This is a genomic window from Methylobacterium goesingense, from assembly GCF_022179225.1.
Lineage (GTDB): Bacteria > Pseudomonadota > Alphaproteobacteria > Rhizobiales > Beijerinckiaceae > Methylobacterium > Methylobacterium goesingense.
The window spans coordinates 1-24,653 of sequence record NZ_BPQL01000107.1 but is presented as its reverse complement, the minus strand read 5'-3'; the positions used below and the strand labels follow the sequence as shown (position 1 = coordinate 24,653).

At 68.3% G+C, this 24,653-nt stretch carries 25 protein-coding genes; 15 read left to right on the top strand and 10 right to left on the bottom strand.

All coding sequences use genetic code 11. The annotated features are described in order from the left end of the window. Positions 1 to 39: 39 nt before the first annotated feature. The 5 genes from MFF30_RS18515 to MFF30_RS18495 are packed head-to-tail and all read right to left on the bottom strand — an operon-like array spanning position 40 to position 3,752. Positions 40 to 435: a hypothetical protein gene (locus MFF30_RS18515; RefSeq protein ID WP_238280964.1), complete on the bottom strand. Its 396-nt coding sequence runs from the start codon at positions 433 to 435 to the stop codon at positions 40 to 42. A 44-nt stretch (positions 436 to 479) separates the two neighbouring features. Further along, entirely contained in the window at positions 480 to 1,643 is a 1,164-nt protein-coding gene (locus tag MFF30_RS18510) for an MFS transporter (RefSeq protein WP_238280952.1), read from the bottom strand. A 7-nt stretch (positions 1,644 to 1,650) separates the two neighbouring features. Continuing rightward, the gene (locus tag MFF30_RS18505; RefSeq protein ID WP_238280951.1) at positions 1,651 to 2,946 is read right to left on the bottom strand and encodes an arsenic transporter; all 1,296 of its coding nucleotides are present in this window, start codon (positions 2,944 to 2,946) and stop codon (positions 1,651 to 1,653) included. 36 nt (positions 2,947 to 2,982) lie between these two features. Further along, positions 2,983 to 3,408, bottom strand: coding sequence for an arsenate reductase (glutaredoxin) (gene arsC, locus MFF30_RS18500; RefSeq protein ID WP_238280950.1), 426 nt, complete (start codon positions 3,406 to 3,408; stop codon positions 2,983 to 2,985). Continuing rightward, complete coding sequence (locus MFF30_RS18495; protein WP_238280963.1) at positions 3,408 to 3,752, bottom strand: ArsR/SmtB family transcription factor; 345 nt, start codon at positions 3,750 to 3,752, stop codon at positions 3,408 to 3,410. Before MFF30_RS18495 ends, arsC begins: the two co-directional genes overlap by 1 nt. 50 nt (positions 3,753 to 3,802) lie before the next feature. On the opposite strand from MFF30_RS18495, the gene arsH reads away from it, so the two are divergent. Then, positions 3,803 to 4,555: an arsenical resistance protein ArsH gene (arsH, locus tag MFF30_RS18490; RefSeq protein ID WP_238280949.1), complete on the top strand. Its 753-nt coding sequence runs from the start codon at positions 3,803 to 3,805 to the stop codon at positions 4,553 to 4,555. Positions 4,556 to 4,619: 64 nt separating this feature from the next. On the opposite strand, the gene MFF30_RS18485 is transcribed toward arsH, so the two are convergent. Both MFF30_RS18485 and MFF30_RS18480 read right to left on the bottom strand, forming a co-directional pair. Further along, the gene (locus tag MFF30_RS18485) at positions 4,620 to 8,507 is read right to left on the bottom strand and encodes a CHASE domain-containing protein (protein ID WP_238280948.1); all 3,888 of its coding nucleotides are present in this window, start codon (positions 8,505 to 8,507) and stop codon (positions 4,620 to 4,622) included. 115 nt (positions 8,508 to 8,622) lie between these two features. Next, positions 8,623 to 9,492: a response regulator gene (locus MFF30_RS18480; RefSeq protein WP_238280947.1), complete on the bottom strand. Its 870-nt coding sequence runs from the start codon at positions 9,490 to 9,492 to the stop codon at positions 8,623 to 8,625. A gap of 198 nt (positions 9,493 to 9,690) precedes the next feature. On the opposite strand from MFF30_RS18480, the gene MFF30_RS18475 reads away from it, so the two are divergent. The 3 genes from MFF30_RS18475 to MFF30_RS18465 all read left to right on the top strand — a co-directional run bounded on the left by MFF30_RS18475 (position 9,691) and on the right by MFF30_RS18465 (position 11,127). After that, a complete protein-coding gene (locus MFF30_RS18475) occupies positions 9,691 to 10,398 on the top strand; it encodes a response regulator (protein ID WP_238280946.1) in 708 nt (235 codons plus the stop codon). 96 nt (positions 10,399 to 10,494) lie between these two features. Continuing rightward, positions 10,495 to 10,734 carry a hypothetical protein gene (locus MFF30_RS18470; protein ID WP_238280945.1) on the top strand — a complete coding sequence of 80 codons (240 nt, stop codon included), beginning with the start codon at positions 10,495 to 10,497 and terminating at the stop codon, positions 10,732 to 10,734. A 30-nt stretch (positions 10,735 to 10,764) separates the two neighbouring features. Next, complete coding sequence (locus tag MFF30_RS18465) at positions 10,765 to 11,127, top strand: hypothetical protein (RefSeq protein ID WP_238280944.1); 363 nt, start codon at positions 10,765 to 10,767, stop codon at positions 11,125 to 11,127. A 275-nt stretch (positions 11,128 to 11,402) separates the two neighbouring features. Here the strand turns inward: MFF30_RS18465 and MFF30_RS18460 are convergent, their stop codons facing one another. After that, a complete protein-coding gene (locus MFF30_RS18460) occupies positions 11,403 to 12,704 on the bottom strand; it encodes a T6SS phospholipase effector Tle1-like catalytic domain-containing protein (protein ID WP_238280943.1) in 1,302 nt (433 codons plus the stop codon). Between the two features lie 149 nt (positions 12,705 to 12,853). Here MFF30_RS18460 and MFF30_RS18455 point away from each other — a divergent pair, with 149 nt between their 5' ends. Together MFF30_RS18455 and MFF30_RS18450 are read left to right on the top strand one after the other, a co-directional pair. Further along, the gene (locus MFF30_RS18455) at positions 12,854 to 13,963 is read left to right on the top strand and encodes a ComEC/Rec2 family competence protein (protein ID WP_238280942.1); all 1,110 of its coding nucleotides are present in this window, start codon (positions 12,854 to 12,856) and stop codon (positions 13,961 to 13,963) included. Beyond that, on the top strand, positions 13,960 to 14,661 hold the full coding sequence (locus MFF30_RS18450) for a hypothetical protein (protein WP_238280941.1): 702 nt from the start codon (positions 13,960 to 13,962) through the stop codon (positions 14,659 to 14,661). The genes MFF30_RS18455 and MFF30_RS18450 overlap by 4 nt, the downstream gene beginning before the upstream one ends. A 3-nt stretch (positions 14,662 to 14,664) precedes the next feature. Here the strand turns inward: MFF30_RS18450 and MFF30_RS18445 are convergent, their stop codons facing one another. Next, positions 14,665 to 14,877, bottom strand: a complete 213-nt coding sequence (locus tag MFF30_RS18445; RefSeq protein WP_238280940.1) for a hypothetical protein — start codon at positions 14,875 to 14,877, stop codon at positions 14,665 to 14,667. A 112-nt stretch (positions 14,878 to 14,989) separates the two neighbouring features. Between MFF30_RS18445 and MFF30_RS18440 the strand changes: the two genes are divergently transcribed. Both MFF30_RS18440 and MFF30_RS18435 read left to right on the top strand, forming a co-directional pair. Continuing rightward, on the top strand, positions 14,990 to 15,208 hold the full coding sequence (locus MFF30_RS18440) for an antitoxin VbhA family protein (protein ID WP_238280939.1): 219 nt from the start codon (positions 14,990 to 14,992) through the stop codon (positions 15,206 to 15,208). Between the two features lie 61 nt (positions 15,209 to 15,269). After that, complete coding sequence (locus tag MFF30_RS18435; protein ID WP_238280938.1) at positions 15,270 to 16,052, top strand: Fic/DOC family protein; 783 nt, start codon at positions 15,270 to 15,272, stop codon at positions 16,050 to 16,052. Between the two features lie 44 nt (positions 16,053 to 16,096). On the opposite strand, the gene MFF30_RS18430 is transcribed toward MFF30_RS18435, so the two are convergent. Continuing rightward, entirely contained in the window at positions 16,097 to 16,792 is a 696-nt protein-coding gene (locus tag MFF30_RS18430; RefSeq protein WP_238280937.1) for a DNA-binding protein, read from the bottom strand. Between the two features lie 442 nt (positions 16,793 to 17,234). Here MFF30_RS18430 and MFF30_RS18425 point away from each other — a divergent pair, with 442 nt between their 5' ends. The 7 genes from MFF30_RS18425 to MFF30_RS18395 form a co-directional block, all read left to right on the top strand. After that, positions 17,235 to 17,561, top strand: coding sequence for a hypothetical protein (locus MFF30_RS18425; RefSeq protein WP_238280936.1), 327 nt, complete (start codon positions 17,235 to 17,237; stop codon positions 17,559 to 17,561). A gap of 154 nt (positions 17,562 to 17,715) precedes the next feature. Further along, the gene (locus MFF30_RS18420) at positions 17,716 to 19,755 is read left to right on the top strand and encodes an AAA family ATPase (RefSeq protein WP_238280935.1); all 2,040 of its coding nucleotides are present in this window, start codon (positions 17,716 to 17,718) and stop codon (positions 19,753 to 19,755) included. After that, positions 19,748 to 19,969 (top strand): hypothetical protein, encoded by a 222-nt coding sequence (locus tag MFF30_RS18415; RefSeq protein WP_238280934.1) that lies wholly within the window; start codon positions 19,748 to 19,750, stop codon positions 19,967 to 19,969. Before MFF30_RS18420 ends, MFF30_RS18415 begins: the two co-directional genes overlap by 8 nt. Positions 19,970 to 20,449: 480 nt before the next feature. Continuing rightward, a complete protein-coding gene (locus MFF30_RS18410) occupies positions 20,450 to 21,025 on the top strand; it encodes a hypothetical protein (RefSeq protein WP_238280933.1) in 576 nt (191 codons plus the stop codon). Positions 21,026 to 21,138: 113 nt separating this feature from the next. Next, a complete protein-coding gene (locus MFF30_RS18405) occupies positions 21,139 to 21,915 on the top strand; it encodes a TnsA endonuclease N-terminal domain-containing protein (RefSeq protein ID WP_238280932.1) in 777 nt (258 codons plus the stop codon). 16 nt (positions 21,916 to 21,931) lie between these two features. Next, on the top strand, positions 21,932 to 24,208 hold the full coding sequence (locus MFF30_RS18400) for a TnsB C-terminal domain-containing protein (RefSeq protein ID WP_238280931.1): 2,277 nt from the start codon (positions 21,932 to 21,934) through the stop codon (positions 24,206 to 24,208). A gap of 1 nt (position 24,209) precedes the next feature. Further along, on the top strand, positions 24,210 to 24,653 hold a 444-nt coding region (locus tag MFF30_RS18395), incomplete at its 3' end, for an ATP-binding protein (protein ID WP_238280930.1).

The following is a 24,653-nucleotide window of genomic DNA, read 5'->3' as shown; positions in this document are numbered from 1 at the left end:
GCGCGGGATCGGCCGGCGCAGGCGCCGGCGGCATCGGGTTCAGGCTCGGGGAGGCTCGGTGGGCGGCCCTTGCGACAGGCTGTCGAAGGAGGCGGTGACGCCCCAGGCGGGTCCCACGAAGCTGGCGACGCGGCCCGGAAGTCCGAGGGCGGCCGGCAGTCCGCTGGCGACCTTCGCCAGGCAAAGCGCCATCAGCGGGCAGCCCTTCGAGCAGTCGGGCATGTCCGGCCGCTCCTTGGGGCAGCACGGCATCTCGTCCATGGCCATCCCGGCCATGTCATCCATGGCCTCGTCGGACATCGCCATGGCGTGACCTTGAACGGCCATCGGCGCGCGCATGCCCGCGGCGGCCGCGGAGGCGGTCACCGGCGAAAGGGTGAGGCTGAGAACCGCCAGGAGCGGTAGCAGCCTGCGAAGGGCGAGCCAGAAGGTCACCGCCGGAAGATGCCACATCGTGGACCGGCGAGGAAGGGACGGGACTACCTGACGCGCCAGAGGGATAGGGCAATCGCGACGTTCGCCAGGGCGAGCACGGCAAGGAGGGCATAGGTCGCGTCGGCGCCCGCATGCGTCAGCACGACGGCCCCGAGGGAGGGCGCAAGCGCCTGCGCCACCAGCCCCGGACGGGCGAGCCGGCCGACGAGCGGAGCGTATCGCTCGGGGCCGAACAGGGCGAGAGGCACCGTCCCGCGTGCGATTGAGTAGATCCCGTTGCCGGCCCCGTAGAGGACGAGCGCCAGGCCGACCACCGGCAGGCCCGCCGCCAGCATCGTCATGCCCAAGGCCACGAGGACCATCGCCGCCGTGAGGGTCCAGAGGGGGTGGTGCCGCCCCCTCCCGGCCATCTCGACGATCCGCGCGCCCACCTGGGATGGGCCGATCAGCGCGCCGTAGGCGACGGCCGAGGTCAGCGCGACGCCACGGGCCTGGAGCAGGGCGATGAGGTGCACCGAGACCATGGCCATGATCGTGCCCCCGAGTGTCAGCACACCCGCCATGAGGAGGAAGGCACGACGTTCTGGACCATCGAGCCGGACAACTGGGATTGGGCCTTCGAACCGCGCTGCCGGACGTACGGTTGGATGGGGGATCACCAGCAGGACGAGCGGCAGCGTGACCGAGAGGTGCAGTCCGGCATAGGCGAGACAAGTCCCGCGCCAGCCCACCCGCTCGATCAGGAAGGCCGAGAGTGGCCAGCACACCGTACTGGCGAACCCACCCCACAGCGTCAGGGTGGTAATGGCGGGCCTTGCCTCGGCGCCGTAGAGGCGTCCGAGCGTGGCGAAGGCGGGGTCGTACAGTCCGGTGCCCATGCCTAGGCCGATCAGGAGCCAGCCCGCCAGGTAAGTCGGCAGGTTCGGAGCGAGTCCGAGGATGGCAAGGCCAACGGCGAAGGCGACGGCCGCGAAGGCCAGTACCGGCCGGCCGCCATGCTCGCCGATGTAGGTGCCGACCCGCGGCGAGGCCAAACCCGCGACGAGGAGACCGAGGGACAGGCCGCCGATGACCCAGCCCAAGGGCCATCCCGTATCCTCGGTCATCGGGGCGGCCAACACCGAAAGCAGGTAGAACGACGAGCCCCAGTTCAGGATCTGGACGACGCCCAGGGCCGATATCACGGTCCAGCGGCGCGTCGGGGCCATCGGATCGCTACCAGGCCCCGAGCACCGGCAGCCAGAGCGCCAACGCCGCCAGCGTCACGAGCAGGACCGGCGGGGTGATGACCAGGCCGACCCGCATGTACTGGCCCCAGGTGATGCGCTGGCCCTTGGTGTCGAGCACGTGGAGCCAGAGCAGGGTCGCGAGGCTGCCGATGGGCGTGAATTTCGGGCCGAGGTCGCAGCCGATGACGTTGGCGTAGACCATGAGCTCGCGCATCAGCGGCGACAGGTCGGGGGCCTGCTGGATGGAGAGCGCGCCCACCAGCACGCTCGGCATGTTGTTCATCACCGAGGACAGGATCGCGGCGGCGAACCCCGTGCCGATGGTGGCGACGAACGGGCCGAAGCCCGAGAGCCAGACGAGGCCCTGCGCCAGGTAGTCCGTCAGGCCGGCGTTCTTGAGCCCGTAGACCACGAGGTACATGCCGAGGCTGAACAGCACGATCTGCCAGGGCGCGCCCGTGAGCACCTTGCGGATCGGGATGACGTGGCTCCGGTTGGCCAGCGCCAACAGGACCGCCGCGCCGGCGCAGGTGACGACCGAGACCGGCACGCCGAACGGTGCGGTCACGAAGTAGGCGACCAGCAGCAGGCCGAGGAGCGGGAAGGCCGCCCGGAAGACCAGCGGGTCCTTGATCGCGTGGCGCGGCGCTCCAAGCTCGGCCACCGGGTAGCTGGTGGGCAGGTCGCGCCGGAAGAACAGCCACAGCACCATCAGGGTCGCGGCCAGCGAGACGAGGTTCACCGGCACCATCACCGCGGCGTAGCGGCCGAAGGAGATGTCGAAGAAGTTCGCCGAGACGATGTTGACGAGGTTCGAGATCACCAGCGGCAGGCTGGTCGAGTCGGCTACGAACCCGCAGGCGACGATGAAGGCCATAGCGGCCGCCGGCTTGAAGTTCAGCCGGAGCAGGATGGCGAGGACGATGGGGGTGAGCAGGAGGGCGGCCCCATCGTTGGCGAACACCGCCGCGATGGCGGCCCCGAGCAGGATCACCAGCGGGAACAGCAGCCGGCCCCTGCCTCCGCCCCAGCGGGCGATGTGGAGCGCCGCCCAGTGGAAGAAGCCGGCCTCGTCGAGGAGCAGCGAGATGATGATGAGCGCCACGAAGGTGAAGGTGGCGTCCCAGACGATGTGCCAGACCACCGGGATGTCCCCGGGGTGGATCACCCCGGTGGCCAGCGCCACGGCGGCCCCGATCAGGGCGCTCCATCCGATCCCAAAACCCTTCGGCTGCCAGATGACGAAGACCAGGGTGACCACGAAGATGGCGAGCGCGAGCATCGGGACCGTTTCTTGTTTTTGATTGCGTGGGTGCGATCAGGCGGTGGCGACGCGGCGCCCGTGCTCGTCGACGACGCGCTCGCCGTCCTCCTTAACGAACTCGCCCTGTTGGGCGGGCAGGAGGTCGAGGACAGCCTCCGATGGGCGGCACAGGGCGACGCCTTTCGGGCTCACCACCACGGGGCGGTTCAACAGGATCGGATGCTCGGCGACGGCATCGAGAAGCTGGTCGTCCGTGAGGCTCGGGTCCGAGAGGCGGAGCTCGGCGTAGGGCGTGCCCTTCTCTCGGATGAGGTCGCGCACGGTGATGCCGGCGCGCTCGGCGAGCTGGCGGACCAGTATCCGGTTCGGCGGCGTCTTCAGGTACTCGATCACGTGCGGCTCGATGCCGGCGTTACGGATCAGGGCCAGGGTGTTGCGGGACGTGCCGCAATCCGGGTTGTGATAGATCACGACGTCCATCAGGCGATATCCTCGCAGCAGGCGGATAGGGCGGCGACGGCCGGGGCGCAGACCTCGGGGCGGCCCTGGCAGCAATCGCGCATCAGGAACTGGATCAGCTCCGACAGGTCCGGATAGGCGGCGCTGTAGATGATCGACCGGCCCGCGCGCCGAGAGGTGACCAGCCCGGAATGGCTGAGTTCCTTCAGGTGGAACGACAGGTTGGTGCCTGAAACCCCGACTGCCTCGGCGAGCATTCCGGCCGCCATCCCGTCAGGCCCCGCGGTGACGAGCTGGCGGACGATCCGCAGGCGGTGCTCCTGCCCGAGCGCCGCGAAGGCGGCGACGGCTTGCCGTTCGTCCATCATGATGTCAACATCTCAACCATCGTTGAAACGTAGAGGAACGAGACGTCTTGGACAAGTCCCGACAGCCCTTCGCCGACGGCCTACCGAACCTGAGCGAGGGGCACTTCAAAGTCCCGACGACCGCCGACCTGGAGGTTGCGACGCCGTTCACCCACGCCCCTCGCTTCCTGATCCTGTACGGGTCGCTCCGGGAGCGCTCGTTCAGCCGCTTCCTCGCCTACGAGGCCGCGCGCTTGCTGGAGGCGATGGGCGGCGAGGTGCGGATCTACGACGCGCACGGGCTGCCCCTGCCCGACGACAGCACCGCCGACCACCCCAAGGTCCAGGAGCTCCGGAACCTCTCGATCTGGTCCGAGGGGCATGTCTGGGTCAGCCCCGAGCGGCACGGCGCCATGACCGGGGTCATCAAGAGCCAGATCGACTGGCTCCCCCTGTCGGAAGGGTCGGTGCGCCCGACGCAAGGGCGGACCCTGGCCGTGATGCAGGTCTCGGGCGGTTCGCAGTCGTTCAACGCGGTCAACGGCCTGCGCGTGCTCGGGCGCTGGATGCGGATGATCACCATCCCCAACCAGTCCTCGGTCCCGATGGCCTACAAGGAGTTCGACGACGCCGGCCGGATGAACCCTGGGCCGCTCTACGACCGGGTGGTCGACGTCTGCGAGGAACTGTTCCGGTTCACGCTCCTGACCCGCGAGCGGGCCGACTACCTCGTCGACCGCTACTCCGAGCGGAAGGAGCGCGAGCCCGAGCGCCTGAAGGCCGTGGCGGTCGACATCGGGTTCGTGAAGCGACCCTCGTGACCGGACCGGGACGGGCACTTACGCATCGTCAGCATGACGGGGCGATGGCAGGGCCGGCATAGCGCTAGGTCGGATCGACGGCTTCGGACCGTCCCGTTCCGGCGATGGTGCGCCGGAGTTGCTCGGCGAGGACCACCGCCTCGTCCGACAGCAGTCGGACACGCTCCAGGAGGAATGCGAACCCCTCCGCCCCCTCCCGTTGCATCTGTTCCTCCTCGCAACGCTCCAGGGCGTGGCAGGCGCCAGCCAAGTCCGTAAACCCCAGCATCCCCGTCGCAGACGACATGGAATGGGCGCGATGGCGTAGCCACGAGCGGGCGTCGGCCAAGGCGGCGTCGCCCTGGAAGCTCGTCCTGAGTTCCATGATCAGCAACCGAAGGATCTCCTCAAGCCGGCTTGGCTTGAGGCATCGTCCGACCGCCTCGTAGACCGAGCGGTCGAAGGGCGTCGGCGTCCGTCGATCAACCGGAGCGCCGGCCCCCGATGTTCCGGCGCCGAGCCACCGCTCGATGGTCTCGAACAGCGCACGCCGCTCGAAGGGCTTTCCGACATGGTCGTCCATGCCGGCCTCGCGGAAGGCGCGGACCTGCTCCGGCAGGACGTTCGCCGTCATCGCGATGATGGGTATCGTCGCCGTCGGCAATTTCGAATGCCGGATCGCACGCGTCGCCGACATGCCGTCCATGCCCGGCATCTGCACGTCCATCAGCACCAGGTCGAAGCCGCCGGCCGCGACCGCCGCGACCGCCGCCGCCCCGTCACCCACGACTTCGACCTCGTGGCCCTCTCCGGTCAGGACCGCCTTGGCGAGTTCCAGGTTGATGGGGGAGTCGTCCACGAGGAGCAGACGACCCTTCCTTCGGGCGATGGCCGCTGCCGGGGACGCGACGTATCCGTCCGGCGCTTCGGCAAGGGGGAGCCGGACGTGGAACCAGAAGCTCGATCCGCGACCCGTGTCGGAGGCGACGCCGATCTCGCCGCCCATCAACTCGACGAGGCGCTTGCTGATGGCGAGGCCGAGGCCCGTGCCGCCGTAGTCCCGACCGATGGAGCCGTCGACCTGGCTGAAGCGCTGGAAGAGGCGACGGCGCTTTTCCTCGGGGATGCCGATGCCGGTGTCCGTCACGCGCAGGCGCAGGCGCCGACCCGTCGGATCGTCCCCCTCGGACGTCACGTCGAGGGTGACGGCGCCTGCCTTGGTGAACTTGACCGCGTTGTTGAGCAGGTTGAGCAGGATCTGCCGAATTCGGCCTTCGTCGCCGAGCACCCATCCCGGCAGGTCGCCGGCAAGGTTCGTCCTGATCTGCAGCCCCTTCGCCTCCGCCTGTCCGCGTACGATGGCGGTGCAGGCGTCGAGGAGGCAGGACAGCGCGAAGGGCCGGGGCGAAAGCTCGACGGCGCCGGCCTCGACCTTCGAGAAGTCGAGGATGTCGTTGACGATGGCGAGGAGCGCGGCGCCGGACGATCCCACGAGCTCGGCGTGCCGGCGCAGGTCCGGGTCGAGCCGGTCCGAGGCCAGCATCAGGTCGGTGAAGCCGATGATGGCGTTCAGGGGCGTCCGGATCTCGTGGCTCATCGAGGCCAGGAAGTCCGTCTTGGCCTCGTTCGCCCTTTCGGCCTCGGCGCGGGCGGCCTCGGCCTGCGACTTGGCCTCGCCCAACGCGATCTCCGCCAGCTTGCGCGCGGTGACGTCGAGGGTAAGGCCAAGGACCTTCGACGTCCTGCCGTCGGCATCCGTCTCCACCCGTCCCATGGCCGAGATCCAGCGCAGGCCGCCTTCGGGCAGCGGGATGCGGAACTCGGTCGTGTAGCTCCCGCCGGTCTTCACCGCCGCGCCCAGGTCGGCGAGGACGTGCCCGACATCCGCCGGGTGGGCCAGCGGGCGCCACCCGCTTTCGACGTCGATCTCGGTCTCGGCGTCCGGCAGGCCGTGCTGGCGCGCGCACTCCGCCGACAGCAGGACGCGTCCGGTCGCGACGTCGTAACTCCAGGTGCCGGCCTTGGCGGCCTTCATCTCGGCCTCGTGCCGGCGCCGCTCGGACAGGTCCATCGCGATGCCGAGAAAGCCGAGGTCGCGACCGTCCGCGGTGCGCAGGAGGCTGACGTTCAGCAACACCGGATGGCGCTCCCCGGCCTTGGTGACGTAGGTCCACTCCGCGGTCTCGGACAGACCTCGCCGGGCCCGGGCCACGAACACCTCGAAGCCCGGCTCGATCCGCTCGCCGAACTCGCTCGACAGTTCGGCCGCACGGGTGGCGACCTCCCGCGAGTCGTGGAACACGCCCGGTGTCGACGCACCAACGAGCTCCCCTGCGGCATAGCCGAGCATCCGCTCGGCCGCCGGATTGAACAGGCTGATGGTCCCGTCGAGACCGGTCGCGATCACGGCGTAACCGGCATGGCGGAGGATCGCGTCCTGCAGGGCCGACGCCGCGGTCAACTGCGCCGTGCGTTCGACGACCTGCCGCTCCAGGGAGGCGTTGAGCGTACGGATCTCCTCCTCGGCGGCCAGTTGGGCGCCGATGTCCCGGACGACCGTGGAGACGCCGACTGTCTCGCCGCGCGGGGACCGGATCGGGGACACCGTGACCAGGACGGGGACCGCGCCGCCGTCGCGACGCAGTCGCAGCGTCGACAAAGGCGGCACCTGCTCGCCGCGGCCAACACGCTCCAGACTATCGCGTTCCTCCGCCCGCAGGTGGGACGGCACCACGAGATCACCGGCCCGCTTTCCGATGGCCTCGGCGGCCATGAATCCGAAAAGCCGCTCGGCCGCGGGATTCCAGTCCGTGACGATGCCGTCGAGGGTCTTGCCGACGATGGCGTCCTCGGCGTTCTCGACGATGGCGGCGAGGCGGCTGCGCTCCACCCCGGCGAGCACCTCGCGCCGACGCCCGGACAGCCTGAGGTAGGCGATGCCCGCGATCATCAGCATCCCCGCGAGCACGGAGCTCCCGAGAAGGATCGGCGAGGTGAGGTTCAGGCCCGCCGCGAACGGAGGCAGGGCGCGGACCTCGACCTCCCAGGTCCTCCCGAAGACCGGAAGGGACCTGCGCCGTACCAGCGACGGATCGACCGTGCCCGACGCGTCGGCCGTGCCGAAGAACCGCACGGTCGCCTCGGGGGTCGCGTCCGAGATCGCCACGTCGAGCTCGCTCGGGTCGAGTTCCAGGCCCGTGAGGACCTCGTCGATGACCAAGGGCGCATAGGCCCATCCGAACGTACGGGCGCGACGTTCGGCAGCCGTCCTGCCCGGCAGGTCGACCCGGGCCACCGGGAGGTAGAGCAGGAAGCCCCGCTCGCGCATTCCGCTAGCCTGGACGAGGGTGATCGGCGCCGTGAGCGTCGCCCGGCCCGTTTCCATGGCGGCGAGCGCGGCACCGCGGCGATGGTCCTCGGAGGCGACGTCGAGGCCGATGGCCTCGCGGTTGCGTTCCATCGGCTCCACGTACTGGATCACGTAGCGCTCGCCGGGATGGGGCATGATCTGGCGTATCGCCAAGTCGGGAGCGCCGTCGAGCCGCGCCGCCTTCAGGAAGGCGGCCTCGTCGGCCGCCCCGACGCGCCGGATGAACCCGAAGCCGCGAGCCCCGGGAAACTCATGGTCGATGTCGCGGGTCAGGCTATAGTCCCTGAAGCGCTCCCGGGTGATCCCGTCCCGGCCGGCGGCGATGACGGCCCCCCGGGCGCCCCGAAGCGCGTACTCGTACTTCGCCATGCGGTCGGAGACCGCCGAGGCCACGCGGGAGGCGGCGGCGTCGAGTCGCCCGGACATCACGCCGGCATTGCGGGCCTCGATCCAGGCCGTGGTCGCGCAAGCCAGGACGAGACCGAGGACGACCAGGACGACGAATGCGACGCGCGGCGACGGGTACGCCGTTCGCGTGGGGAGAGCCCGATGCCTACCGAAGGTGGGTTCGCCGATTGCGCCCCGTGCTTCCAACCCGGCCATGGTCCCACTCCCCCGACGCGTCGGCTTTTGCCGATCGCGTCCAACCCGCTTCCACAGTCGTACACCGGCCCGTCATGCGAAGCGGCACGTTTCCATTCCGGCCGGATCACCCAGGTCAGGCGCTTTGCCACGACAGGGCCTGGAGACCCTTCCGACCGAAGCGCGCGTCGCCGGTGACCTCGCGCCCGATCCAAGGCGGAAGGTCGAAAACCTGCGTCTCGTGCCGCATCTCGACCTCCGCGATGACGATGCCGGCGAGGCGTCCCTGATAGACGTCGACCTCCCATGTGACCCCGGCATACGGAACGAGGTGACGCACCTTGACGACGGGCTCGTCGATCACGTCGGAGTCGAGCATGACCCGCGCCTGGCAGAGGGGGATCTCGTACTCGAACTCGGTCCGGGTCAGCCCCTCGCGGGGTCCCTTCACGGTGAGCCAGGCCCGCCCCTCGTCCTCGCGGACCCGGATCTTCACGCCACGCAACTCGCCGAGCACACCGTCGGTGAGCCGACGCCAACCGGTCACGCTTCCCATCCAGCCGTCATCCGTGACGAGGAACCTGCGCTCGATCTCCGCGTGGAGCGACCAGGTCTCGGCCATCATCCGGGAGGCGGACGCGTTCATCGCGGTGCGGAGCGTCCCGACGACCTGTCCCATGGGATAGGGCTTGGACACGAAACGTGCGCCCGGCACCATCGACTGCGCCCGGATCGATTTGGCCGACGTGTAGACGACGGGCAGGTAGGGGCGCTGCGCCCGGGCCTCGACCGCCAGGAACAGGCCGTCGACGGAGCCCGGCATATGGACGTCGGTGACGAGCGCGTCGGCCCTCTCTCCCATGGCGAAGTATTCGAGGGCCGACAGGCCGTCCCCGTGTGCCATCGCGAAAAAGCCGGCCTTCGAGATCTCGGCCACGATGAGCCCGCGGGCGACCGGATCGTCCTCGGCGACGACGACGACGGGTTTTCTGGACGACATGGTCATGGAGGACGTCTCCGGCTCGGCGTGGGACCGCCCGGAGACATCACGGGGCCGGGCCACGAATTCGATGCTAGAAAGGAAGCCTCGGCATAGCCATTAGTCCGGTTGAGCGGGTCATCCCCTGTCGATAGACCTGATGGTCTATTCCGTAGAAATTCGCCCCGGGCTCGTTGGAGCGCTCGCGCGGAGGTCGTTGGATCGATGCCTGCCCTAGGCCAAGCGGTCATCGCCGATGACGACCCGTTCTTCCGCATGGCGCTGGCGGCCGTCCTGACGACGCAGCTCGGCTTCGAGGCGGTGCATGAGACCGGCTCACTCGACGAGGCCCTCGAAGCGCTTGCCGAGAAGCCCACGGTCCGGTTCGCGCTGTTCGACCTGGCGATGCCCGGCATGGCGGGAGCACAGAGCCTCTCGGCGGTGCGGGAATGCCATCCGGAGGTCCTGACCGTCGTCGTGTCCGGTTCGACGCGCCGGGAGGACGTCTTCATGGCCCTGCGCGCCGGCGTCCACGGCTTCGTCCCGAAGGGGCCGACGGTCGAGGCCCTGACCGAGGCCCTCCGCATGGTGCTCGCAGGTTTCGTCTACGTCCCTTCCTTCATCACCCGGGTGTGCGCGGACGACGTGGGGACGCCGGGACAGGATCCCGCCCGCGCTTCGCCCGTGCAGTTCGGTTCCGACCGAGCGGACCCGACGGCCGACCTTACCCCGCGCCAGCGCCAGGTCCTCGACCTCATCGTCGCCGGGCGGTCCAACAAGGAGATCGCAAGGACGCTCACCCTCGGTGAGGGGACCGTGAAGATCCACGTGGCGACCCTTCTCAAGGTGCTCGGCGTCCCGAACCGCTCCGCCGCGGCGGCGTGGGGTGGTGCCAATCTCCGCCAAGCGCGGGCATTCTCGGCGGCCCGATAGGCCACCCGGCCTATCGGGCCGCCCATCCGGACGAGATGACGTCCCCGGCGGGTCCGTGCCCTAAGGCGAAGGTCGCCGTCACCGAGCCCGGAAGCAATGAGCCATCTCCTCATCCCACCCACCATCGCCATGGCCGCAGCCGGCCTCGGCTTCGGCTTCTGGCCCGAGAAGCCCGCCTCGCCGCCGGCACGGCTGCCTGCCATCGCGCTGATGGCAGTGCCGGTGATCTGGCCGACCGCCGTGGCGGAACCCGACCGGGCTGGGATGACGGCCGGTGACGGCGGTGAACGGAAGGAAGTCCGCGTCGTTCTCCGGTCTCCCTACCAGGCTCGGTGACGCATGGCTCGATACGACGGAGTGCCCGCGATGGCCGACAGCCCCAAGGATCTTGACCGGACCACGCACGATCAGGTCACGAACCTCCTGGGCGCCAACCATGCCCGTTCACTGCTCCTTATACTGCGCGGGCTCGTTGCGAGCTTGGCAGGGTATGCCGACGGGTCGCTCGTCGGTCCGGACGGTTTGGCGTCGATCCATCGACTGAAGTCGGAAGCGGGCTTGATGGGGTTCGCCCGCCTATCCGCCGCCTGTGGAGCCTTCGACGACGTGGACGCCGGTCATGGCCCCGCCGAAAGTGCCATCCCGGAGCTGCGTTCCGCCATCGCCTCGGTCCTACTGATCACGGACGAACTGACTGGCCCGGACGATGGGGGGCAGGCAACGCGGTGAACCTGGCACGTTCCGGATACAGACACAGGCTGAAGGTTGGACCGTAAGGCCCGAAGGCGATCCCCGGCCGGACAGGGACGGTGTCACGGAACTCGACCTTTCAGAGCCCAGGACGAACGTGCGGATCGCGACGCACGATCCCGAGCCAGACAGTCATGGTTAAAGGACCGTTGATTCCGGAAGCGGCCAACGGGACGCGCGTCCCGCTATGCGCTGCCCTCGGAGTCGCGAATCCCCACGCCCGAAGGCCGTCCTGGCAAGGCTCTGGGGCGCCCCTACTCGGGCACGGCGACCTTCGGATCGTCGGCTCGGACCGACGACCGGACCTGTGAAGGGTCCACCTTCTTCCGTTCGGCCCAATCGGCCAGGTTCTTCGGGCGGTATTCCGGATCGGCCCGCCAGCGGTCGAAGACCGACACGTCGATGGTCTCGTTGACGTTGGTGTGGCTGCCGTCCGGGCGCTGCTCCGGGTCCCGCCCGATCATGCGGTACAGCGGCGACGAGACGAGCTTGTAGAACCCGCGTCCGAACAGGCCGTAGGAGTCGACGGTCGGAGCCTTGAGGGCGTCGCCGTCGAACTCGACCTCGGATCGGAACTGGAGGCCGTGCGACTGCGCCTTCTCGATGATCCAGCGCAAGGGGGCCTGCGCCAGGAGGTCGGTCTCGTAACCGCCGCCGACGTTGGCGTGGGCGCCGACGAACCAGCGTTGCTCGACGCTGGCCAGCGTCCGCTCCTTGGCAAAGACGTCCTTGGGATTGTTCGACCGGCGCACGTCCCACAGCGTCGGCGCGAAATCCTCGCGGTGCTCGTCAATCGCCAGGGCATGGTACCCGTTCAGGATGTGGATGCGCAGCCCCGTCTGCAGGTAGTCGAACGACGAGCGGCTGACCCCCGGTATCTTGCCCGTCGCGAGGCCCAGGGAGCCCACCGTGTCCCAGACCCCGATCATCTTCACGTCGGCCGGCTGGGAATACTTGAGAAGCCACCGCTCCTGATCCGTGAGCTTGGCTGCTTCCCCCGCCTGCTCGACCTCCTTCAACCTCCAGATGCTTTCCTCGTCGCCCTTCCGATAGCGCCTGAAGAGTTCCGAGGTGCCGATGGGCGATCCCGCCTTCAGGATGCCGTCGATTGCGACGAGCCCCGCGAGGCTACGGGCCGTGAACGCGCCGCGGCTGAAGCCGAAGATGAAGATCTCATCCCCTTCGTTGTAATTCTCGATCAGCCATTCGTAGGCGAGGCGGATGTTGTCATCGAGGCCATGGCCGAAGACCCCGCCCAGGAAACCGTTGACGCCGAGGCCGTAGTATACGAGCTGCGGTCGGCCGTCCTTGCCCTTGGACGCCGTGAGCGCCCGCATGCGCCAGACGTTCGTGTTGCTGTCGACGCTGTTCCAGGTGCCGTCGAGATACAAGACGAGACGCTTTTGCTGGAGGTCCGCGCCGGCGAAGTTCGGCTGGGTGCCGCCCTTCTCCGCAGGGCGGGCGACGATCACCGCGACGGCGACCAGGGCGAGGAGCGCACCCGCGGCGCCCGCCCAGAGCACGAACCGCTCGATCCACCAGAAAGCTTTTTTCATGGTACCCCGACGGATCAAGCTTGAGGAACAAAACGGGTTCAGAAACCTTAACCGACAGCATTCGGCTGAGGTTGCCATCGGCCGAGGACTTTATTCGAAGTGCTTTCGAGCCGAGGCATCGAGCGGTCGACGGTCGTCGGGGATAGCCGATGAAGTGCGAGATCGAGTTCCTGCCGGTCGGCGATGCGTCGAAGGCCGGCGACGCCATCGTCATCCGGTACGGCGAGCCCTACGATTACAAGCTGATGCTGGTCGACGGCGGGCATGCCAAGACCGGCGAGCAGATCGTCGCCCACCTCAGGCGGTTCTTCGGTCCCAGCCCGGTCCTGGAGCACGTCGTCCTGACCCATGCCGACGGCGACCACGCCTCCGGCTTGCGCACGGTCTTCGAGCAGATCCCGGTTCGAAATCTATGGATGCACGCCCTCTGGCTCCATGCCGAGGAAGCGTCCCCGTTGTTCGCGAACAAGACGACGACCATCGAAAGCCTCACCCGTCGGATCAAGGGCGAGTACGACATCGTCTCGGGCGTCTACGACCTCGCCGCCGAACAGGGGTGCGCCATACGCCCAGCCTTCGCAGGCAGTGACATCGGACCCTTCCGCGTTCTGTCGCCGGACCTATGGACCTACCTCCATCTGCTGCCCCAGTTCGACAAGACGCCGGACCCCGACCAGCCTGCCATCGAGCGACAGGGCCTATGGATCGGCAAGTCCAGCCCCGCGACCCGCCTGTTCGAGTCGGTGAAGGCGTCCCTGCAGAGCTGGACGACCGAAACCTGGGACAGGGAGCGTCTCAGGGACGGCGGCATCACCAGCGCCAGCAACGAGTCGAGCGTCGTCCTGTACGGCTCGTTCGACGGCGGCCCGGTCCTGCTGACGGGGGATGCCGGCAATCGCGGGCTGGGATGGGCGGCGGAAGCAGCCGTTCGGATGGGGCTTCCTCTCCAGGGCTTCCAGATGGTGCAGGTTCCCCATCACGGCAGCCGACGCAATTCCGGCCCGACCATGCTGAACCGCATCCTGGGCCCGATCCAGCCCCAGCACGGCCCGACGCGGTTCTCCGCCTACGTTTCGGCTCCTGCCGACGACAGCAAGCATCCGCGCAACATCGTGCTCAACGCCTTCACCCGGCGCGGCGGCTACGTGATCGCCACGCAGGGCGTGTCCAAGGTGCACTGGGGCGGCTTCCCGGCCCGACCCGGATACTCCGCGGCCGGTCAGGTGCCGTTCTTCGACCGCGTGGAGGAGTACACGTGAGCAAGGGGTCCACGTCCAAGGCGCTGAAGGACGCGAACCGGCCGAAGCTCTGGACGACCATCGCCGCGAACGTCGCCGTCCTCTATGCCTTCTCGCAGTACCACGCCGTCTCCACCGCCGGTCTCAAGGGCGTGGTCGCGGGCGCCACGAGCCTCGTCCCGCTGTCGCTGGCCCTCATCCTCACCACCGTCGCCAACGGCCTGTTGAGCGACCCCACCAAGACCCGGCTGGTCTTCCTCCGTTGGAAGCATGCATTGCCCGGCCACCGCGCCTTCAGCGTGTTCGCCGCCTCCGATCCCCGCATCGACCTCGACGGCCTGAGAAAGCTGCTGGGCAAGGACTGGCCGACCGACCCCGTGGCCGAGAACCGGATGTGGTACCGGCTCTTCAAGGACAGCGAGAACGATCCGGCGGTCCTCTACAGCCATGGCGAGTACCTCTTCACCCGCGACTATACGGGGTTCGCCGCGATGTGCCTGATCGGGCTGGGCGCGGCCGCGGCGTTCATGATCGAGCCCGCCACGACCCTGATGGTCTATCTCGGCTGCCTGCTGCTGCAGTTCCTCTTGGTCCGGCACACCGCGGCCACCTACGGCGAGCGCTTCGTCTGCACGGTACTCGCCAGGAAAGCGGCAAGGCCCCTCAAACAGCCCACCTCGACGACGAGGCGCGATCCGAAACCCGGGAAGGCCATCTGACGTTCACCCGGCCTTGCGCACGAGGGTGCCGTCCGGAGCCTCCTCGAAATACTTCCCGTGCTGCCACCGGCCGATCATCTTCTTCCTCAGCGTGTCGACGGCGGGCGGCTCCTTATGCAGCCTCGCCCCGCGAAGCACCGACTCCTCCAGGCCCGCCAGGATATCGTCCAGCGGTGGCGTACCGCCCATCGGCATCATCTCGACGACCTCGGCCATGACCCGGTCCCATGGATAAGGGCCTAGTGGAGGTCGCGGTGGATCCACCATCACCTCGGATATGAGAACATCGGTGATCGTGCCATGGTGGCGTTGAGATCGGAGCGGCGCGATGACGGAAGGTTCCCCAGGCAAGACGTCTCCCGTCGGAACGGTCCTCGACGGATGCGAGCCTGCCGAAGCGGTGCGGGCGGCCATCGCTTCCGCCCGCATCGAGGGATACGTCGTCGGCGATCAGGCGAACGCCGTCTTCGAGGATTTCGCGTCCGGCACCATCGACGACCGGGAGATGATCGCACGGGTCCTGGCGCTGCACGGCGTCCATGGCTGATCCGTACATCCTCCCGAACGAGACCCTGAGGAACCGGCTAGGGCTTACGGACCCAACCGCCTTGGCCGCCGCCGAGGCCGAGCTCGTCGCGGCCCGCGAGGTTCAGATGCGCGTGTCGCCCTCCCGTGCACCACGCAGCCTTGGGGACCTCAGGGACATCCATCGTCACCTCTTCCAGGATGTCTATGACTGGGCGGGCGAGTTTCGCACCACCGACCTCCGCACGGACGGGAAAGGCGCTCGCGGCGCCTCGATCTTCACGCCCCATCTCCTTCTGGCCAGGGAGGCGTCCAGGATCGACGCGGTCCTCGCCGAAACGTACTGTCTCAGGGGAATGACCCGGGAAGGTTTCGTGGCCGCCGCCGCCGACCTGCTCGTCGCGATCAATCGTCTCCACCCATTCCGCGAGGGCAACGGTCGCACCCAACGCCTCTTCCTGGAACGGATCGCATCCGCGGCCGGGTACAGGCTCGATTTCACCGTCGTGACGCGGGAGCGCATGGCCGCGGTCAGCATCGCCGGCCACGACGGAGAGGGGTCGGCCGTCTCCCGCCTCCTGGACGAGATTTCCGATCCGGCACGGGCCGCGATCCTCGCCAAGGCCGTGAGGTTCCTGCGCAGGACGGGAGCCAACTGGAACGACCTCCACATCGCCACCACCGTGGCCGGGCAAGCGTACGAGGGCAGGATCGTCGCGCGCGACCCCGGGGAGTCCGGCGATTTCGTGCTTCGGTCCGATGGGGCCGACGTCCGCCTCCTGATCGGCTTCTCCGGCGATCTCGATGACGGGGTCGAGCCTGGAGACGAAGCCGAGTTGACCGCTTCCCGCTTCGGACCCGGCTGACGCAGACCTGAAGGCATCGTCCCCCGTGACAGCCCCCTATGACGTCACCCGGCCTTGCGCACGAGGGTGCCGTCCGGAGCCTTCTCGAAATACTTTCCGTGCTCCCACCGGCCGATCATCTTCTTCTTCAGCGTGTCCTCGTCGAGCGGCTCCTTGTGCAGCCGAGCCCCGCGGTGGATCGAGTCCTTCAGGCCCGCCAGGATCTCGCCCAGCGGCCGCGTTCCGCCGACCGGCATCATCTCCGCCACCTCGGCCATGACCCGATCCCAAAACTCCTCCGCGCGTATCCTGTCCAGGCGCCGCCGCATCTGCTCGTTCTCGGCCCGCAGCCTCAGCACCTCGGCCGCCTCCCGCGCCAGTCGGACGTTCTCCTCCCGTAGGAAGTCGCATTCCGTCAGGGCGTCGTCGCGGAGCTCGTCGTTCGCCCGCAGCCTGGCCTCCAGCTTCCTGCGGTCGTTCTCGAAGTGCTTCGCCTGGCTCGCCTGCGCGGCCTCCACGACCGCCCGCGAGAACGCCACGAGCTCGCCCTGCACCGCCTCCGGCAGGTCGTTCACCACCAGGCGCGGCCGGTAGTCCCGGTCCGACTTCCAATCGCGCAGGATCGGCCCGACGATCCGGTTGGTGCCGCCGTTCGGCAGCGCGGCGATCAGGTTGCGCAGGCTCACCCGCTTCCGGGCGGCGAGCAGCTTGTCGCACGCCTTGTAGATCATCGCCTCGTAGATCGCGTCCTTGCCCGCCATCGCCCGCACTCCCTCTCGACGAGAGGATGAGGCCAACGTGGTTAATGATTCCGGAAGGTTGGGACGCAGGCACGGGGAAGCGCGTCCCGGTGCCCGCTGCCCTCGGAGTCGCGAATCCCCGGCCCCGAGCCTGGCCCGCCACGGGTCCCGGACCGGATTTCCACGAAACTCGGGGGTATCTTCCACAGCGGTCCACCGCCCGCGGAGAAAGTCTGCCGGCGACCGCCCAGGAACTACCGAGGCCTGTTGACGCCGTCGAATTCCAGCTGCAACCGTTCGCCATCCGTTCCCCGGCGCAACCGCCCCACACCCGGATCGAGCCGTGCCCCTTCCCGACCTCATAGCGAGACGCCGCCCGCCCGCCGGCGGGACCGCGCCCGCTTCCCGGACCATCCCAGGGGCCTGACCGACGCTTGCGCGTCCGGCGGCCCGAGAGGCCGCCATGACCGATCACGTCGACGCCATCGCTCCGTCCACCCGAGCCACCTTCGCCGCGCCACCGCCGGAGACCGACGATGGTGCGCGCCACATCGGCGAGATCTTCCGCCGTCTGGCCCAGGCCGCCGAGACCTTCCCGCCGCAGGCGTATGCCCGGATCGTCGCCGCCGTCCTGAACGCACTCGGCAAGGCCGTGCTGGTCGAGGCCGAGCGCCAGGCCGAGAGGCTGCGCGAGCGGATGGCTCCGGCACGGCCGGGCATCAAGGTTTCCGCAAGCGCCCGCCGGGTCGACTTCGACGGATGGGACCCCGGCGATCCGACCGAATCCTGACCCCGACCAACCACGAGCGAGCCAACCGATGAAACCGATATCGATCCGGTCCGCCGAACGGCGGCCCCTCTCCCACACCCGACCCGAGACACCCCCCGGGGCCTGACCGGCGCGCATGGATGCGCGCGGCGGCCCGTCGATGGAGGCTGCCACCATGCGCAAGAACAAGACCCCCGCCCAGGCCCTGAAGCGCCTCACCCGCCTGACGGGCCAGGAATTCAAGGACGCCTACGACGACGGCTATCCCGTGTACGGCGAGTCCTCCCATGAGCAAGGCAAGCCGCCCACGCCGGAGGAGGTGTTGGGCTCGGCGAGCGTCTCCACCGTTCTCGCGATCAGCATGTTGCACGCGATGCTGCCGACGAAGGTCATCGCCCGCATCCAGGCACCCCCGAGCCTTGCCCTGGTCGTGAGCGTTCCCGGACCGGACTGGATCGGTCCCATCGCCCACGCACTAACGTCGTTAAGGGCCTGGACGGAGGTCATCAAGCGAGATGGATCCAAGAAGATCAGCGACAATGCCTCTGTCGGGGGAGACAGTGTTGCATCGGCTTTGGGGGCAGGACGGAGCGTTGTCGGCGTAACGACAGCCCCTGACCGCTACCTGCCTGCGGCCCTCGTCGCGACTGCCGACCTCCGCATCGAACTGAAGTCGCCGAGCCCGAAGGCTCTCCGGGCAACCATCCGGCTCGTCACCGGGCGCCGTCCGGGGCCCTTGCCTGCCGACTTAATCCGGGGCTTGGGCTTCAACGAGATCGCGGCCTGCATTCGCAGGGGCAGCAGGCCGCGCGATTGCGTTCGACGGCTCAAGGCGGCATCGGCCTCAAGGACATCCGCCCCCGACCTCAAGGCCGTTCCTCTGTTGAGGGACACGGTCGGCTACGGCGCCGCCCAGACGCACGGCCTGGCGCTGATCGACGCCGTCGAGGCTTATCGACGTGGCGAAAGGTCGTGGGCATCAATCGAAGGCAAGAATATCGTGCTGGCAGGTCCGCCCGGCACAGGAAAGACGACCTACGCCAGAAGCGTCGCCAAGTCTTTGGGCGTCAACCTAACGGTGACAAGCGTCTCTTCATGGTTCGCACAGACCAATGGGTACCTCAACGACATCTGCCGCAAGGTCGACGAGGTATTCTTGGAGGCATCGCAAAATGGCGGCGTACTATTGATCGACGAGCTCGATAGTCTTCCTTGCAGAGATCAATGCGATAGTCGGCATCGTGATTACTGGGTTACAGTCGTCAATCATGTGTTGATGACGCTTGACGGCGCAGTGTCAAGCCCTGCATCCAAGCTGATCATCATCGGCGCGACCAACTATCCCGAGCGGCTCGATGCAGCCTTAACCCGCCCTGGCCGCCTCGACCGCATCGTCCGGATCGATCTGCCCGACGAAGCCGCCATCGAGGGTATCCTCCGCCAGCACCTGGCCGGCGACCTCGCCGACGAGGACCTGGCGCCGCTCGCGGCCATCGGAGCGGGAGCCACCGGGGCCGACATCGCCGGATGGGCTTCCGGCGCCCGCATGGTCGCCATGGCGGCCAAGCGCCGGATGGTGATGGCAGATCTCATCGGTCGGATCGCACCCCCAGAGACCCGGTCGACAGCCGAGCTTCTCGCGGTTGCAAGGCACGAGGCCGGGCATGCTCTGGCGCTGACCGTGAAGGGCTGTGCAGAGGTCTCGATGGTGTCCATCGTCGCCCAGGGAGCCTTCGCAGGACGGACGCTGAGCCGCCTTCGGGATACCAGCAAGATGAATTCGAGCGAGCTCGACGATCTGGTCGTCAGTGTGCTTGCCGGCAGGGCAGCCGACCATCTCTGGGACACCGTCACCTCCGGATCGGCCGGTGGATCGGGCTCGGACCTCGCGCACGCCACCGCCCTGGTTGCAGCAAAGCATGCGAGTTTGGGACTCGGTTCGTCTTTACTTTACAGAGGAGATCAAGAAACCGCGGTGTCGCTCATCCGGACCGACCCTGTCTTTAGGCGACTTTGTGAGGACGATCTCTCCCGCTTGTACGAGATCAGCAGGGATCTGGTCAGCCGGCACACCGACCGGATCGACCGGATCGCGCATCGCCTCGTCGAACGGCGCGTGCTCGGCGGCGACGAGGTCCGCGCGATCATCGCGGGCTCGCCGATGCCCGCCGCCAAGGGCACCCGCAAGGCTGGCACGGGAGGGGTCCATGTCTGACTGCGATCAGGACGCCCGCATCGGCCAGATCGTCACCGCCCTGGTGTCCCTCGGCCGACTGCTGGACCCGGCCGACATGGAGGACATGCTCGGCGCCATCGGCGTCGAGGTCGACACCGGGTGGGAGATCGTCCTCGAACGCCAGATGTCCCGTCGGCCGGCGGGCACCGTCGTCGCCTTTCCCAGGCTGCCGAACCGCGACGATCAATCATGAGCGGCGATCCGACGACGGCTCCGGGGGAGGGGCCAGGCCCTCTAGTGGCACCAGGGAGCGCATCGACGCCAGCATCCGCCCGGCGAGGAGGCGTTTCAGGGGCCGCAGACGCTAACCCACTGAGGGTGAATCGGGATCCGGGCCCGCGATACGTAGTGCGGATCCGTAGTTCAACCCCAACTAAGGCGTTGATTCATTCCCTGGCCGGTCTTACTTCGGAAGGGTGCCGCTCGACCTGGTCCCTTCAGGACGTCGGCATGCACCCGGTGCGGGACCAGCCCGTTCCGCCTTCGGCCCGAAGCCACCCGGCTCCGGAAACGAAGACGGGCACGGCCTGGGAAGGCCGTGCCCGTCAAACGGTCCAGTTGCCGCAGACCGTCGAAATCTTGGCCTCTGGATACCGTCGCAACCAAACCTGTCCGCCTCCACGTTCGAAGCATCGGCGAGCAGGTCATCCGCTAGGACTGAAGGACACATACGATGCGTGAATCCGAGCGTCAACCGGCTCCAGGGAGTCGGAGTGCTGACCCGTGCCCCTCGTACTGGGACCAGGCCGGAGCGACGAGCGCCGCCGCCTGGGTCCGGGGCGCCATGGTGTGGCAGGGCATCGCCACCGACCCGCGAGCCGTCGCCCTCACCGACGAACGCGGCCTGCCCATGCCCTTCTTCGGTCAAGCGATTATCCGTCTGGTCTCGGGTCGGAAAAGGGTCCCCGGTGAGGCCATGGCCGTCGCGCTCCGCTACGCCGGACGGATGCGTCTGCGCCCCGAGGTGACGCGTCTCCGTACCCAAACGGTAAAGGGTAGCGGTAAGGCTTACCAAATATCATTGCTGGACCGTGAGGAGGCCGAGCTCCGGTTCGCATGGTCGAACCTGCTGAAATGCGGGAAAGGCACGCACCTGTCGGACACGGATGGAGATCTGCTGGCCGACGTCGAGCGGCGCCTCGGTAAGCTGATCGCGCACCATCGCCAGGGCGATTTCTTCACGGGCCGGCCGACCGTGGACCAGTTGCTGCAGCAACTCGCGGCCACGTCGATACCTCGCGTCAGGTAGCCGCGCCGCCCCCGCGGCCCCTCCGCCAGACATCGCGCGCCCCGGCGACGCGCTCCCCTATCCATGCCTGTCGCGTTTCGATGCGACGGCCCCCCTGTGCCTGGGTGGCTGCAATGACGGACCAAAGCTTCTTTTCCGAAACCCAAGACAAGGCCGACATCACGCTCACGCTGGCCGACCTCGACGTCGCCGCGCGGATCGAGACCGCAATCCGCGGAGGTCCCGTCCGGCTCGTCATCAACGGGCGGCATTTCAAGCCGGTCGGGCGGTACACGAGCCGCAAGGCACGCCGCGCGCTTCCCTGGGAGGCAGAGGGCGAGTTGATGGTCTTGTGGCTGTCCGAGGCCGACGCCCGCGTCTCCGACTACCTCACCCAGCCGCACAAGCTCACCATCCGCACGCCCGACGGCCGGTCGATGGTGTACTACCCCGACCTCCGGCGCGACCTCGTCGACAGGTCCGTGGAGATCATCGAGGTCAAGAAGCGGGCGGACGATCTCCGTCGCGGGCCGGACTACGCGCGGAAGCTCGAACTGGCGCGCCTGGTCTACGCCGGGCTCGGCTGGGCCTTCCACATCGTCGTGGAGGAGGACCTCGGGAAGACGCGGGAGATCGAGAACGCCTGGACGGTCCAGCGCCATCGTTCGGCCCGCGTGACCCGGGCCGAGAGCTTCGCGCTCGCCGTGGCCATCGAGACGGCGGGCGGATTTCTCGACCTAGACAGGGCCGTCACGACGCTCGGTGGCGGCCCTAGGGGGCGCGCCAAGCTGTTCGCCGCAATCGTCCAAGGCGTCGCCGAGACCGACCTCTCGCAGGTGCTGTGCGGAAACTCCGCGATCCGGCTCGCCGGCCGGGGCGACCCGGCCCCGCGCCAGGCCGCCGGCGCCTGACCGGGGAGGGCGGCACATGGCCACGAAGGTCCGACACAAGCTCCAGGAGGAGTGGCACTTCACCGGGGAGGGGGCCTTCCTCCTGACCCGGTTCCTCCCCGAGGACCGCCTCCTGCTGGAGGGCGTGACGGGGCAACGCGAAAAGATCCTTTCCGAGGACGGCCTCAACGTCCTGCGCGAGGACGGCGAGGCGGTCCGCATCCGGCGCACCACCGACAATGCCGGCCACCGCGGACGCTACGACGAGGTCGACGAGGTCGGGCCCGACGGCGCCAGCGACATGGCGAGGGCGCGGCGGTTCTACTGCCGCCAGTACGACCAGAGACCCTGTTCCCTCGGGACCAAGGGGCTCGAAGCCTTCATCGAACGCAACCGCGTGGCCGCGGCGGCACGCGGGATCGCGTGGGTGCCCAGCGGCCCCGCGCTGTACCGGGCGATCACGAAGCGGGGGGAGAGGCATGTCCGCCCGATGCGGGCGATGGAATCCCAGACCGGCAAGGGAAAGCGCGAGCGCTGGCCGAAGGCCGTCTCGTCCATGCTCGAACGGGCGGTCGCCTGGTATTATTCCCTGCGCTCGCGCGACAGGACGGACGCCTATGCCTTCCTGACGCGGTTCATCAAGCGGGCGAACGGCATCGGCCGGGTCCGTCACGGCGGCGCGTGGCAGACCTTGCGTGCCCCGCACTACGAGGTCCTGCGCACCCGGATCGCCGAGGCCGAGAACGAGGAGACGATTGCCGCGAAGCACGACGCCACCGTCGCCCGACGCCGCTTCCGAGGCACGCGGACGACCATCCAGGCGAAGGGCATCCTCGACTTCGTCCTGATCGACAGCACCGTCATCGACGGCTGGTGCGTGCTGGACGACTTCGCCGACGGCACGATCCCGGCCGGACGTCCGACCCTCACCGTCGCGCTGGACCTGTACTCCCGCACCCCTCTGGCGATGCTGCTCACCTACGAGCCGCCCTCGATCTACACGATCATGAGCTGCGTCCTCCTGCTCACGACAAGCAAGCGGGACCTGATCGCGCGGTTTCCGCAATACGCCGACCTCTGGGCCGACAAGTGGGGCAAGCCCGACACGATCATCGTCGACAACGCCCTTGAGCAGATCGGCGTCAGCTTCCAGGACGCCTGCGAGGACGCCGGGATCAGCGTCCGCTGGGCGCCGGTCAAGAACCCCGAGTACAAGGCTCCGGTCGAACGGATCTTCCATACGTTCAACGTCAAGCTTTTCCATAAGGTGCCGGGCGCCGTGCACCTCCCGCCCCACCTCATGTCGCGGTTGGGCTTCGATCCGGCCAAGGACGCGGTCATCAGCAGGTCCGAGGTGGAGGGCCTGATCTACCAGACGCTCCGGGACAGCTACCAGTACGAGCGCCACGCCGGCATCAAGGCCGCCCCCGAGACGCTGTGGCGGGCCGGGCTCGCGAACGGGCGCGAGGTCGTCGACGACCCCAAGCTGCTCGAAGCCTCGTTCGGGAAGGTCGGCGAGGCGCTGCTGACCCGCGAGGGCATCCGCTTCGAGGGCATGAGGTTCCACGATCCCGTGGTCACGACCAGGCTCCTGAGCCAGCTGGCCTACCTCGCGCCCGTGCGTGGCCGGCGCAAGGGCAGCGCGACCGTCAAGGTCAAGATCAAGTACAACCCCGCGGACGTCGGAAGCATCTCGGTCTGGAACCCGGAGAAGGAGCCGCGCAAGGGCTACGATAGCCTGCCGAACACCGACGCCCGCTACACGGCCGGCGGCCTGGGGATGTGGCACCACCGGCGCATCGAGGAATGGGCCAAGGCCGAGGGCCTCGCCTTCTCGACCGACGACGAGCGTTGGGAGGCGCGCAATCGCCTCCGCGTGTCCATCGAGAACGCCGCGCCGCACATCAAGTACGCCGCCATGCGCCGGAAGCGACGGCTTCTCGATCCCCCCAAGCCCGTGCTCGTCGGCGACACGGTCGAGTTCGCCACGGTCGGTCCGGGCGTGCTCGGATCGAAGGTCGCCAACATCCCGACCGCCCCGTTGGCCGAGGTCCGGGAGGGCGACGGCATTCCCGAGAAGGGTCCGCGCCGCGGCGGCAGGAAGGCCGATGCGACCCGGGCACGCAATCGACGCCGGAAGCAGGCCGAGGCGGCGGCGGAGAACGACGCCAGGACCGAGAGGGCGAGCGCGGACAAGGCCGCGGCGGCCCCCGCGGAGGCCGGGCTCAGCCCCGACGCCGCCGACGCCTATTTCGCCGACATGGCCCGTCGGATGGACACGAGGAAGAAGCGCCGCACCACAGGGGATGAGTGAGATGTCCATCGAGGATCGGATCGCGCGGGCCCGCGTCGAGTTCCAGACCTTCCGCCTGTCGAATGCCCTGGTCGAACGCCTCGCCCTGGAACTCGAAGTCCTGCGCAAGGTCGGGGAGGGATCGCGCCTGCTCTGGGAGGGCAAGGGCAGGAAGGGCAAGCGGCTGGAGCAGATGTACCTGCCCGTCATCGGACCCTCGCGATGCGGCAAGAGCACCGGCATCAAGACCTTCATCGAGAACCTGGACGTCGTCGGCAACGACGACGAGATCCGTTCCGTCGTCCACGTCACCCTCTCCGCCAAGGCGACGATCAAGACGCTCGGCTCGGACATCCTGGAGGAGTACGAAGATCCGGAATTCGAGGAGGGCACGGCCACCAAGCTCCTGAGGCGCGCCGCCAACCACATCGAGAAGGCCAAGACGGATCTGCTCATCCTCGACGAG

Excerpts from the sequence above, each read along its gene's own strand:
- MFF30_RS18425 (WP_238280936.1), top strand. The coding sequence starts at position 17,235 with ATGACCGATCACGTCGACGCCATCGCTCCGTCCACCCGAGCCACCTTC.
- MFF30_RS18460 (WP_238280943.1), bottom strand. The coding sequence starts at position 12,704 with ATGAAAAAAGCTTTCTGGTGGATCGAGCGGTTCGTGCTCTGGGCGGGC.
- MFF30_RS18475 (WP_238280946.1), top strand. The coding sequence starts at position 9,691 with ATGCCTGCCCTAGGCCAAGCGGTCATCGCCGATGACGACCCGTTCTTC.
- MFF30_RS18445 (WP_238280940.1), bottom strand. The coding sequence starts at position 14,877 with ATGGCCGAGGTCGTCGAGATGATGCCGATGGGCGGTACGCCACCGCTG.
- MFF30_RS18505 (WP_238280951.1), bottom strand. The coding sequence starts at position 2,946 with ATGCTCGCGCTCGCCATCTTCGTGGTCACCCTGGTCTTCGTCATCTGG.
- MFF30_RS18440 (WP_238280939.1), top strand. The coding sequence starts at position 14,990 with ATGACGGAAGGTTCCCCAGGCAAGACGTCTCCCGTCGGAACGGTCCTC.
- MFF30_RS18485 (WP_238280948.1), bottom strand. The coding sequence starts at position 8,507 with ATGGCCGGGTTGGAAGCACGGGGCGCAATCGGCGAACCCACCTTCGGT.
- MFF30_RS18415 (WP_238280934.1), top strand. The coding sequence starts at position 19,748 with ATGTCTGACTGCGATCAGGACGCCCGCATCGGCCAGATCGTCACCGCC.
- MFF30_RS18495 (WP_238280963.1), bottom strand. The coding sequence starts at position 3,752 with ATGGACGAACGGCAAGCCGTCGCCGCCTTCGCGGCGCTCGGGCAGGAG.
- MFF30_RS18480 (WP_238280947.1), bottom strand. The coding sequence starts at position 9,492 with ATGACCATGTCGTCCAGAAAACCCGTCGTCGTCGTCGCCGAGGACGAT.
- MFF30_RS18420 (WP_238280935.1), top strand. The coding sequence starts at position 17,716 with ATGCGCAAGAACAAGACCCCCGCCCAGGCCCTGAAGCGCCTCACCCGC.
- MFF30_RS18470 (WP_238280945.1), top strand. The coding sequence starts at position 10,495 with ATGAGCCATCTCCTCATCCCACCCACCATCGCCATGGCCGCAGCCGGC.
- MFF30_RS18430 (WP_238280937.1), bottom strand. The coding sequence starts at position 16,792 with ATGGCGGGCAAGGACGCGATCTACGAGGCGATGATCTACAAGGCGTGC.
- MFF30_RS18410 (WP_238280933.1), top strand. The coding sequence starts at position 20,450 with ATGCGTGAATCCGAGCGTCAACCGGCTCCAGGGAGTCGGAGTGCTGAC.
- MFF30_RS18400 (WP_238280931.1), top strand. The coding sequence starts at position 21,932 with ATGGCCACGAAGGTCCGACACAAGCTCCAGGAGGAGTGGCACTTCACC.
- MFF30_RS18455 (WP_238280942.1), top strand. The coding sequence starts at position 12,854 with ATGAAGTGCGAGATCGAGTTCCTGCCGGTCGGCGATGCGTCGAAGGCC.
- MFF30_RS18405 (WP_238280932.1), top strand. The coding sequence starts at position 21,139 with ATGACGGACCAAAGCTTCTTTTCCGAAACCCAAGACAAGGCCGACATC.
- arsC (WP_238280950.1), bottom strand. The coding sequence starts at position 3,408 with ATGGACGTCGTGATCTATCACAACCCGGATTGCGGCACGTCCCGCAAC.
- MFF30_RS18465 (WP_238280944.1), top strand. The coding sequence starts at position 10,765 with ATGGCCGACAGCCCCAAGGATCTTGACCGGACCACGCACGATCAGGTC.
- MFF30_RS18510 (WP_238280952.1), bottom strand. The coding sequence starts at position 1,643 with ATGGCCCCGACGCGCCGCTGGACCGTGATATCGGCCCTGGGCGTCGTC.